The organism is Streptomyces sp. NPDC090083 (assembly GCF_044747445.1).
Lineage (GTDB): Bacteria > Actinomycetota > Actinomycetes > Streptomycetales > Streptomycetaceae > Streptomyces.
Genome location: NZ_JBIVED010000013.1, coordinates 273812 through 284158 on the forward strand (window position 1 = coordinate 273812; position 10347 = coordinate 284158).

The following is a 10347-nucleotide window of genomic DNA, read 5'->3' on the forward strand; positions in this document are numbered from 1 at the left end:
GATGTTGAGGACGGACTTCGCCTTGAGATACAGGGCGTGCATGCGCGTTCACCTCCTTCCGGGACAGTCGGAACGGGCGCTCAGCACCGCGGTGAAACGCGGTGGAGCGAGCGCCGGGCCCACCTGCGGACCGGCGCCGTCATGGGTGACCGACAACCGCCAGTCACGGGTGATGAGTTCGACGAGGTCTTCGAGGAGCCGCATCGTGACGGTCGCCCCGGCACAGGTGTGCGGCCCGTGCCCGAACGGCAGATACGCCCCGTCCGGCACCGCCCCCGCCCAGCGTTCCGGCACGAACTCGTCCGGCCGCTCCCAGTGCGTGGGGTGCCGGTGCACCAGGTAGGTGCACACGGCGAGGAGGTCGCTCGGGGTCACCTCCGCGCCGCCGAGCGTCTGGGCGTGACGCGGTGTCCGCGCGAACAGCCACGCCACCGGCCACAGCCGCAGTGCCTCCCGCACCGTCCAACTGGGCTCCGCCGCCTGGGAGTCGGGGTGGGTGCCGAGCAGATAGACCGACCAGCCGAGCGCGAAGCCGACCGAGCCGACGGTGGCGAACAGGAAGGAGAGGTACACCTCGGCGAGATCCTTCGGGTCCGACCCCGGGTCGCTCTCGTCGACGACGACGTCGAGCAGGTCACGTGCGTCCCGGGCGGGGTCCGACCGCCGCTGCCTGGCGCGTATCTCCGTGTGCAGGACGTTCTGCGCGCGGCGCCGGAAGAGGAGCCGGGACGGCGGGGAGTGCCGGTGGCGGGCGCCCGCCAGGACCGCGCGGTGGACGATCTGCCCGACCGTGGCGTGGAGTTGGGGCGGGGCGTCGCGGTGCAGCAGGACGTCCCGCAGATGGCGGAGGACGAGCAGGTTGCCCGCGTCGGGCCAGCTGGCGCTGGGGGAGAGGTGTCCGGCGACCAGGCCCGGCAACTCCCCCCTCCGTGCGTCCAGATGACGGCGGATCAGGACCCGGGCCGCCCGTCCGATCCTGATCTGCGCGTCGCGGGGCCCGAAGTCGCCGTGCCGGGTCCGGTAGAAGTCGGAGGCCTCGTCGACGACCGCGTCCCGGTTGCCGAGCACCGCCCGCGCGGACTCCGGACCGGCCACGCACACCGTACCCATGTCCGAGCGCCACACGTCGTGCGTTCCGTCGAACTCCGCTTTCAGCAGCGCCAGTGTGTCCGGAGCACGGCCACTGGTACGGCCGCGGGTGCGGTCCTCGCGGGGGGCACGGGGAGTGCCCGGTGTCTGGGGAGAGCCGGCGGCCTCGCCGTGCCCCTGACGCGTCCCGGACCACTCCATGCGGGCCTCCCTAGAGATCGCGGAGGCGCGGCACCCGTGGTGCGGTACGCGTGACGCCCCGACCGATGGGAACAGCCTGCGGACGGCGCGCGGACGTGTCGCGTGCTGTGCCGGTGAGCGGAACAGCGGGATGCGTTCCTGTGTGACGTGGGCATATGTGGTGCCGCCATATGTGGGAACCGGCGCCGGGCCCCTGCCCGCCGCGATGAGTTTCGGCCGCCCCCGGAGTCTGATCCCGTGAGCGCCGTGGTGCGGTCCACGACGTGGACGGAGACGCACTCCGTGCGGCGCTGCCCGATCCGAGACACCACGGAGGACCCATGACGACCACCCCCGGCGCCGGGACCGGCGGCGACCTCCCCGGCAGGCCGCCTGTCGTCGACATCGCCACCTGGAACGCGGCGCGCGACGAACTGCTGCTCCGCGAGAAGGCCCACACCCGTGAGGGGGACGCGATCGCCGCGGCCCGGCGGCGGCTGCCGATGGTCGAGCTCGACGGAACGGTGGAGGTCGTCGGTGCCGAAGGACCGGTGCCGTTCCTCGACCTGTTCCAGGGGCGCGACGAGCTTGTGGTGTACCAGCACATGTGGCACGACCACGCCCCCCACCAGGGCCAGTGCGAGGGCTGCACCACCACCGCCTGGCACATGAAGGACGCGGTCTACCTCAACGCCCGGGGCGTCTCCTACGCCGTCCTGACCACCGGCCGGTGGGACGAGGTCGCTCCCTACCTCGCGTTCATGGGCTACACCGAGCCCTGGTACTCGGTGCGCGGACTGGACGCGCCGATCGGCGGCGGGATGGGGCACATCCTCGCCTTCCTGCGCGACGGCGACCGGGTGTTCCTCACCTACTCCACGACGGGCCGCGGCAACGAACCGGTCAACGGCTCCCTCGCCCTGCTCGACATGACACCGCACGGCCGCGGCGAGGCCTGGCAGGACAACCCCGAGGGCTACCCGCCCGGCCGCGACGCCTGCTGGTACTGGCGTACGGACGCCGACGGGAACGCCACCTGGGGCGAGACCAGCCGTCCCGTCCCGCAGTGGACGCGCCCCGGCGCGACCCCCGTGGAGACCCTGGGCCGGCAGGGCGACCGCCACTGACGGAGGCTGTCCGCCGCGAGGCCTGCCCTTGACGGCCCACACCACCCGACCTAGCCTCGACTGAACACGTCTAGACAGGTAGGTCGACGATGGCGGACTCCTCCCAGACATCCCAGTCCCGGCAGCTCCAGGTCGAGACCAATGGCCTCGACGTCATCAGCGACGCCGAACGCAAAGGCACCCCGAGCACCCTGTTCTGGCCGTGGTTCGGAGCGAACGTCTCCATCCTCGGCCTGAGTTACGGCGCCTTCGCGCTCGGCTTCGGGATCTCCTTCTGGCAGGCGCTCGTCGCCGGCGTCATCGGGATCGTCTTCTCCTTCCTGCTCTGCGGCTTCATCGCGGTCGCGGGCAAGCGCGGCTCCGCGCCGACGATGGTCCTCAGCCGCGCCGCCTACGGCGTGCGCGGCAACCGGCTGCCGTCGGTGATCTCCTGGGTGCTCACCGTCGGCTGGGAGACCGTCCTCACCTCCCTCGCGACGATGGCCACCGCGACCGTGTTCAGCAGGCTCGGCTGGGGCGGCGGCACCGAGACCAAGGTGGTCGCACTGATCCTGGTCGGCGCGCTGACCGTCGTGGGCGGAGTCATGGGCTTCGACCTGATCATGCGGCTCCAGACGGTCATCACCGTCGTCACCGGCGTGCTCACGATCGTCTACATCGGGCTCGTCGCCGACCACATCCACTGGAGCACGGTCAGCGCCGTACCGGCCGGCTCCGCCCAGGAGTTCATCGGCGCGCTCGTGTTCATGATGACCGGCTTCGGCCTCGGCTGGGTCAACGCGGCCGCCGACTACTCCCGTTATCTGCCCAGGAGTTCGTCCGGCAGAGGCGTGATCGGCTGGACGACGTTCGGCGCCTCCGTCGCCCCGCTGCTCCTGCTGGTCTTCGGTCTGCTGCTCGCCGGTTCCTCCAGCACGCTCAACAAGGCGGTCGCCGCCGACCCGATCGGCGCGCTGACGACGATCCTGCCGACCTGGTTCCTGGTCCCCTTCGCCGTGGTCGCCGTCCTCGGCCTCGTCGGCGGCGCGGTCCTCGACATCTACTCCTCCGGCCTCGCCCTGCTCTCGGCGGGCCTCCGGGCGCCCCGCTATCTCGCCGCACTCGTCGACGGCGTCCTGATGATCGCGGGCTCCGTCTACATCGTGTTCTTCGCCGACGACTTCCTCGGCCAGTTCATGGGCTTCCTCACCACCCTCGGCGTCCCCATCGCCGCCTGGTCCGGCATCATGCTCGCCGACCTCGCCCTGCGCCGCCGCGACTACGACGAGGGCGACCTCTTCCGCCCGCACGGCCGCTACGGCGACATCCAGCCCACGCCCCTCCTGCTCACCCTCGGCGCCACCGCGATCGGCTGGGGCCTGGTCACCAACACGGCCGCCAGCTGGCTGAGTTGGCAGAGCTACCTGCTCGACCCGCTCGGCCTCGGCGGCAAGTCCGGTGCCTGGGCCTACGCCAACCTCGGCGTCCTGATCGCCCTCGCCCTCGGCTTCCTCGGCACGCTTGCCCTCGGCCGCACCCGCGTCCGGCGCCAGGAGGAACAGGCCGCCAGCCCGGAGGCGGTGGCCGCCGTATGACCGCCGCGACCGGCCACCTCGCCGTCATCGACATGCAGCGTGTCTTCGCCGAACCCGACAGCCCCTGGGCCACCCCTCGCTTCGCCGAAGCGGCCGCGGGCGTACGACGACTGCTGCCCGCCTTCGGTGAACGCGTCACCTTCACCCGCTTCCTGGCCCCCGGGAAACCCGAGGGCGCCTGGCGCGCCTACTACGACCAGTGGCCTTTCGGGCTCCAGCCGCCGGACGCCCCGCTCTGGCGGTTGACCGACGAATTCGCCGACCGGGCACGGCAGTTCGTGGACGCGCACACCTTCGGCAAGTGGACCCCGGAACTCGCCGAACGCGTCGCCTCCACCGGCCGCCTCGTCCTGGCGGGTGTCAGCACCGACTGCTGCGTCCTGTCCACGGCCCTCGCCGCCGCCGACGCGGGCGTCGAGGTGCTGGTCGTCGCGGACGCCTGCGCCGGCGTGGACGACGACTCCCACGCCAAGGCCCTGCACGTCATGGACCTCTACCGGCCGCTGATCCGGGTGATCACCGTGGCCGAGGCGGTCGGGGAGCCGTCATGACCGCCGTCCGGCTCAAACACCAGCGCATCACCGAGGTCCTCGCCAAGGAGATCCGCGGCGGCCACCGCCCCGCCGGCGAGCAACTCCCCGGCGAACACGCCCTGGCCCAGCGCTTCGGCGTCAGCCGTACGACCGTCCGCGCGGCCCTCGCCGAACTCGCCGAGGCGGGCCTGATCGCCACCCGCACCGGCAAGGGCTCCTACGTCCTCTTCGACGGCCGCCCTCTCGACGACCGCCTCGGCTGGGCCCACGCACTGGCCACCCAGGGCATCGACACCCGGGTGCGGACCCTCGCGGTGGACGCCCGGAAGGACGAGTCACTGGCCCGCCGACTCACCCTGAACAGCGCCGAGTTCGTCTGCGTGGAGCGCATCCGCGAACTCGCCGCGGACGCGGTCGTCGTGTCGTACGAACGCAGCTTCCTGCCGCCCGTTCCCGGGGTGCGAGAGCTGCCCGCCCGAGGCCTCGACGGGCAGTCCCTGACCGAGGTGATGCTGCGGGCCGGGCTGCGGCCCGACCACGGTGAGCAGCGGGTGAGCGGGCGGCGGATCGACGGGCCGGAGGCGGAACTGCTGCGCCGCGAACCGGGTGACTGGTTCCTCGACACGCGGCGCACCAGCCGGGCGGCCGACGGCTCCTTCGTCGAACATGTCGTGAGCCTCCTCGACCCCGACCACTTCCAACTCACCCTCGAATTCGGCTGACCCGCACCCCCGCACCGGAAAGCACCCATGACCCTCCAGAGCCGCGCCACCGGAGCCCTCCACGGACTCGCCCTCGGAGACGCCCTCGGCATGCCCACCCAGATGCTGTCCCGCCCGGACATCGTCTCCCGCTACGGCCCGGTCCTGACCGGCTTCCACCCGGCCGCCCCCGACCATCCCCTCGCCGCCGGGATGCCGGCCGGAGCCGTCACCGACGACACCGAACAGGCCCTGCTGCTGGCCGAGTTGATCCTCGACGGCCAAGGCCGCGTCGACCCGGCGGAACTCGCCCGGCGCCTGGTCGCCTGGGAGGACGACATGCGCGCCCGCGGCTCGCTCGACCTCCTCGGACCGTCCACGAAGCGCGCGGTGGAACTCGTCCTCGCGGGCACCCCGGTCGACGAGGTGGGGCGCTTCGGCACCACCAACGGCGCGGCGATGCGGATCGCCCCGGTGGGGATCGCGGTGCCGGCCAAGGAACCGGCCCTGTTGGTGGACCGGGTCGTGGAGGCCAGCAGCCTCACCCACGACACCGGGGTCGCCCTCGCCGGTGCCGCCGCCGTGGCAGCCGCTGTGAGCACGGGAATTGACGGGGCGTCGGTTCCGGAGGCGATCGAAGCCGCCGTGTCCGCGGCCCGGTCGGCGGCGGGGCGCGGGCACTGGGTGGCCGCCGCGGACGTCGCCGAACGGATCGTCTGGGCGACCGGACTGGTGCGCGGCCTGCCCGAGGCCCAAGTCCCCGAGCGCGTCTACGCGTTGGTCGGGACCAGTCTCGCCACACAGGAGTCGGTGCCCGCCGCCTTCGCCGTCCTCGCCGCCTGCCCCGACGACCCCTGGCGGGCCGCCCTGCTGGCCGCGTCCGTCGGCGGCGACTGCGACACCATCGCCGCCATCGCGGGAGCCGTCGGCGGCGCCTGCCACGGCGTGGACGCCTTCCCGGCCGACGCCCGGGAGACCCTCCTGCGCGTCAACCCGAAGCTCCGACTCGACGCCACGGCAGCCGCGTTGCTCGAACTCCGGGCCCGGCCGTGATCCCCGTGCTGTGGCACCTCGGCAACGTCGTCGTCGACCTGGTCCTCGACGTCCCCGCCCTTCCCGAGCGCGGCGGCGACGTCCTCGCCACCCGCACCGAGCACACCCCGGGCGGCGGCTTCAACGTCATGGCCGCCGCCGCCCGCCAGGGACTCGCGGTCACCTACGCCGGAGCGCACGGCACCGGCCCCTTCGGCGACCGCGCCCGCGCCGCGCTGCACACCGAAGGCATCGGCATCCTGCTCGCACCGCGCACTTCGGGCGACACCGGCTTCGTGGTCTGCCTGGTCGACGCGGACGGCGAGCGCACCTTCGTCACCAGCCCCGGCGCCGAGGCATCCCTCACCTCCGCCGACCTGGCCGAACTCCGCCCCGGGGCAGGGGACTTGGTGTACATCACCGGCTACGGCCTGCTCCACGACAGCAACCGCGCCGCCCTGCTCGGCCTCCTGCCCCGACTGGACCCGGCCGTCACTCTGGTCACCGACCCGGGGCCGCTGGCCGGCGACATCCCCACCGAGGCGCTGGAGGCGCTGCTCACCCGCTCCGACTGGTGGAGCTGCAACGCCCGCGAGGCCGCGCTGCTCACCGGCCTCGACGATCCGGCCGAGGCCGCCCGCGCGCTCCAGTCCCGGCTGGGGCGCGGTGCGGTGCTCGTCAGGACCGGGCCCGACGGGTGTCTCCTGCACCACGGCGGACGTCTGGTCGCCGTGCCCGGGTTCGCCGTCGACGCCGTCGATCTCAACGGCGCCGGCGACGCGCACACCGGGGTGTTCATGGCCGCCCTGGCTCGGGGCGCGGACCCGGTGGCCGCCGCTCACCGGGCCAACGCGGGCGCAGCCCTCGCCGTCACCGCGCCGGGACCGGCGACGGCACCGGACGCGGCACGGCTGGACGCGTTCCTGAACTAGCCTGGTCCGGCGGTCAGTTGCCGTCCCGGCGGGAGACCTCGACGTTCTCCAGGATGCCGATCGCGTCCGGCACCAGGACGGCCGCCGAGAAGTAGGTGCTCACCAGGTAGGAGATGACCGCCTGCTCGTTGATGCCCATGAACCGTACGTTGAGGCCCGGTTCGAGCTCGTCCGGGATGCCCGTCTGGTAGAGGCCGATCACGCCCTGGTCGTCCTCGCCGGTGCGCATCGCGATGATCGACGACGTACGGGACTCGCTGACCGGGATCTTGCCGCAGGGCAGCAGCGGCACCCCGCGCCAGGCGGGCAGACGATGGCCGCCCACGTCGACGCCGCTGAAGTAGACACCCCGCCTGTTGCACTCGCGGCCGAAGGCGGCGATGGCCTTCGGGTGGGCGAACATGCAGCGGGTGTCGCGCCGCATGCTGAGGAGTTCGTCCAGGTCGTCGGGGGTCGGCGGGCCGGAGTGGGTGGAGATCCGCTGGTCGTGGTCGGTGTTGTGCAGCAAACCGAAGTCCCGGTTGTTGACCAGCTCGTTCTCCTGCCGCTCGCGCAAGGCCTCGACGGTGAGCCGGAGTTGCTGCTGGGTCTGGTTCATCGGCTGGTTGTAGAGGTCGGTGACCCGGCTGTGCACCTTCAGGACGGTCTGGGCGACGCCGAGTTCGTACTCGCGCGGGGCGAGGTCGTAGTCGACGAACGTGCCCGGCAGGTCCGGCTCGCCGACGTGTCCCGCGCTGAGGGCGATCTCCGCCTCGCCGAACGGGTTCACCGGGCTGTGCTCGTCCGCGCGGGCCGCCGCGACGTGCGCGCTCAGCTCCGGGTGCCGATCCGCGACCGCCTGGTACGCCGAGTGGGGCAGCGCCAGCACCGTGGTCGCCGTCGCCGCGCGGGCTGTGAACTCCCAACTGCCGTCCGGGTCGTCGAGCGCCTCGCCGCCGAAGGTGTCGCCGTCGGCGAGCAGCCCGGTGACCGCCTCGTCGCCGTAGGGGCCCTCGCCGAGCCGCTCCACCTTGCCGTGCGCGATCAGGTACACCTGGTCGGCGGGACGGCCCGCCTCCACGATCAACTGGCCCGGCGCGAAATCCCGTTGCTCGAACCGCTCGGCCAGCGCGGCGAGCGCGTCCGGGTCCGAGAAACCGCGCAGCGCCGGCAGCTCGCTCAACTCGGCCGGGACGACCCGCACGTGTGCGCCGGTCTGCACGAACGTCACCCGCCCGTCGCCGCGTGTGTACGACAGCCGCCGGTTGACGCGGTAGGTGCCGCCGGGCACGTTCACCCAGGGCAGCATGCGGGTCAGCCAGCGCGAACTGATGCCCTGCATCTGGGGTTCGGACTTGGTCGTGGTCGCCAGAGTGCGTGCCGCGGCGGTACCGAGGCTCTGTTGTTCCCGCTCCTCGGCGCCCGCCTCGGGCGCGGTACCGGTGTCGACCGACATGGTGCCTTCTCTCCTGTCGCACGGGTGACGGGACGAGAGCCGGCCCGTCACATTCCGTGCGTAGAGCTACCCCTCGCCGGTCACGACGAGTGATGGCTTCGGACGGCGGTCGAGGCACATGCCAAACGCACGTGCTCCCGCACCACCCCCGGATCACTCGGCCTCACCCGTTCGGCGGTATCCGATCCGGAGCGTCTCGCAGGACCCTGCCGGGACCGACGATGTCCATGGGGCCGTACGGGAGCTGTCGCGCTGATGGGCAGGGACAGCCGGAGATCGGCCGGAACTCTCCCCTGCGGTGCGGTAGTCCGGCCCGATTCGGAGGAAAGATCCCTCGGGGAGATTCGGCGAGTCCACAAGGGGGCGCGATCGTCGTGAGGGTCGTCCTGCTCGGTACCGCCGCCGGCGGCGGTTTCCCGCAGTGGAACTGTGCCTGCGCGCAGTGCGCCGAGGCCCGCGACGGGAAACTGCCCGCGCGCACCCAGGAGTGCGTGGCCGTCACCGGCAACGCGCGCGACTGGTGGCTGCTCAACGCCTCACCCGACATCCGCGGCCAGCTCACCGCCACCCCCGCGCTCTGGCCGGGCCCCGGCAAGCGCGGCACCCCCGTGCGCGGTGTCCTCCTCACCGACGCCGAGGCCGACCATGTCGCGGGCCTGACCGTGCTGCGCGGGGCGGCGGGCCTCAAGGTGTACGCCCCGTCGCCCGTCCTCGCCGCGCTCGCCCCGGCCCGCGCGGTCCTCGACCGCTACGCCCCCTGGGAGTGGTCCGACAGCCTCGCCGAGGGCGGCTTCGTCCTGGCCGGCGGCCTGGTGGTCACCGCGCACCCGATGACCACCGAGACCCCCCAGCACGTACGGCCCCGCCCGCCGGACGCCCGCTGGGTGACGGCGTACCGCATCGAGGACCTGGCCACCGGCGGGGCACTCGTCTACGCACCCTGCGTCCCGGCCTGGACGGACACCCTCGACGACCTGCTGACGACGGCCGACTGCGCGGTGCTGGACGGCACGTGCTTCACGGCGGACACGTCGGGCACGACGGCCGGGGGTGCCCCCGCGGGCCGGCCGGCCAGGGGTCATCTGCCCGTCTCAGGACCCCGCGGCAGCCTCGCCGCGCTGGCCCGGCACCCCGGGGTGCGCCGGATCTACACCCACCTCGACAACACCAACCCACTGCTCGACGCGGGTTCGGCGGCGCGGGCCCAGGTGAAGGAGGCGGGGGTCGAAGTCCTCATGGACGGGGCCGAGTTCGTCGTATGAGGAGGTGTGTCAGCGGTCGGTGCCGGCGCCGGGGGTGTCCAACATCCGTGCCAGGGCGCTCCGTTGGAGCGGGAGCACCTCGGCGTGCAGCTCACGGCCCTTCCGGGTGAGCGCGACCCACACGCCGCGCCGGTCCTCGACGCACACGGAGCGCTCCACGAGGCCGTCCTTCTCCAGCCGTCCGATGAGACGGGAGAGCGCGCTCTGGCTGAGATGCACCCGTCCGACCAGGTTCTGCACCCGGCACTGGTCGCCCTCCCCGGGCGACTCGGCCGCGAGCATGTCGAGCACCTCGAAGTCGCTCGCGCCCAGGCCGTGCGGGTGCAGCACGCGGTCGATCTCGCACATCGTGCGCGCGTGCACGGACAGGATGTCCCGCCACTGTTCCTCTAGGGCCTGTCTTCAAAGATCATCGGGTGGTGGATCATGTTTAGGTGATACGCCGCCATGAACTCACCGATCAGGAGTGGGAGTTACTCGCT

Annotated in this window: 10 protein-coding genes; 7 read left to right on the forward strand and 3 right to left on the reverse strand. The window is 72.6% G+C overall.

Annotated elements, in window-relative coordinates:
* Positions 1-48 precede the first annotated feature (48 nt).
* The gene (locus tag ACIPTO_RS35955; protein ID WP_401199061.1) at positions 49-1290 is read right to left on the reverse strand and encodes a cytochrome P450; all 1242 of its coding nucleotides are present in this window, start codon (positions 1288-1290) and stop codon (positions 49-51) included.
* A gap of 320 nt (positions 1291-1610) precedes the next feature.
* Between ACIPTO_RS35955 and ACIPTO_RS35960 the strand changes: the two genes are divergently transcribed.
* The 6 genes from ACIPTO_RS35960 (at position 1611) to ACIPTO_RS35985 (ending at position 7168) form a co-directional block, all read left to right on the forward strand.
* Positions 1611-2396 (forward strand): DUF899 family protein, encoded by a 786-nt coding sequence (locus tag ACIPTO_RS35960; RefSeq protein WP_401199063.1) that lies wholly within the window; start codon positions 1611-1613, stop codon positions 2394-2396.
* An 89-nt stretch (positions 2397-2485) separates the two neighbouring features.
* Entirely contained in the window at positions 2486-3970 is a 1485-nt protein-coding gene (locus tag ACIPTO_RS35965) for a purine-cytosine permease family protein (protein WP_401199065.1), read from the forward strand.
* Entirely contained in the window at positions 3967-4521 is a 555-nt protein-coding gene (locus ACIPTO_RS35970; protein WP_401199066.1) for a cysteine hydrolase family protein, read from the forward strand. Before ACIPTO_RS35965 ends, ACIPTO_RS35970 begins: the two co-directional genes overlap by 4 nt.
* A complete protein-coding gene (locus ACIPTO_RS35975) occupies positions 4518-5225 on the forward strand; it encodes a GntR family transcriptional regulator (RefSeq protein ID WP_401199068.1) in 708 nt (235 codons plus the stop codon). Before ACIPTO_RS35970 ends, ACIPTO_RS35975 begins: the two co-directional genes overlap by 4 nt.
* 27 nt (positions 5226-5252) lie before the next feature.
* A complete protein-coding gene (locus ACIPTO_RS35980; protein ID WP_401199070.1) occupies positions 5253-6257 on the forward strand; it encodes an ADP-ribosylglycohydrolase family protein in 1005 nt (334 codons plus the stop codon).
* Complete coding sequence (locus tag ACIPTO_RS35985) at positions 6254-7168, forward strand: PfkB family carbohydrate kinase (protein ID WP_366320208.1); 915 nt, start codon at positions 6254-6256, stop codon at positions 7166-7168. Before ACIPTO_RS35980 ends, ACIPTO_RS35985 begins: the two co-directional genes overlap by 4 nt.
* Positions 7169-7181: 13 nt before the next feature.
* Here ACIPTO_RS35985 and ACIPTO_RS35990 read toward each other — a convergent pair whose 3' ends face one another.
* Positions 7182-8603, reverse strand: coding sequence for a family 2B encapsulin nanocompartment shell protein (locus ACIPTO_RS35990; RefSeq protein ID WP_401199073.1), 1422 nt, complete (start codon positions 8601-8603; stop codon positions 7182-7184).
* Between the two features lie 374 nt (positions 8604-8977).
* On the opposite strand from ACIPTO_RS35990, the gene pqqB reads away from it, so the two are divergent.
* On the forward strand, positions 8978-9865 hold the full coding sequence (pqqB, locus tag ACIPTO_RS35995) for a pyrroloquinoline quinone biosynthesis protein PqqB (protein ID WP_401199075.1): 888 nt from the start codon (positions 8978-8980) through the stop codon (positions 9863-9865).
* Between the two features lie 9 nt (positions 9866-9874).
* Here pqqB and ACIPTO_RS36000 read toward each other — a convergent pair whose 3' ends face one another.
* Entirely contained in the window at positions 9875-10213 is a 339-nt protein-coding gene (locus ACIPTO_RS36000; RefSeq protein WP_401199093.1) for a MarR family winged helix-turn-helix transcriptional regulator, read from the reverse strand.
* Between the last annotated feature and the right edge of the window lie 134 nt (positions 10214-10347).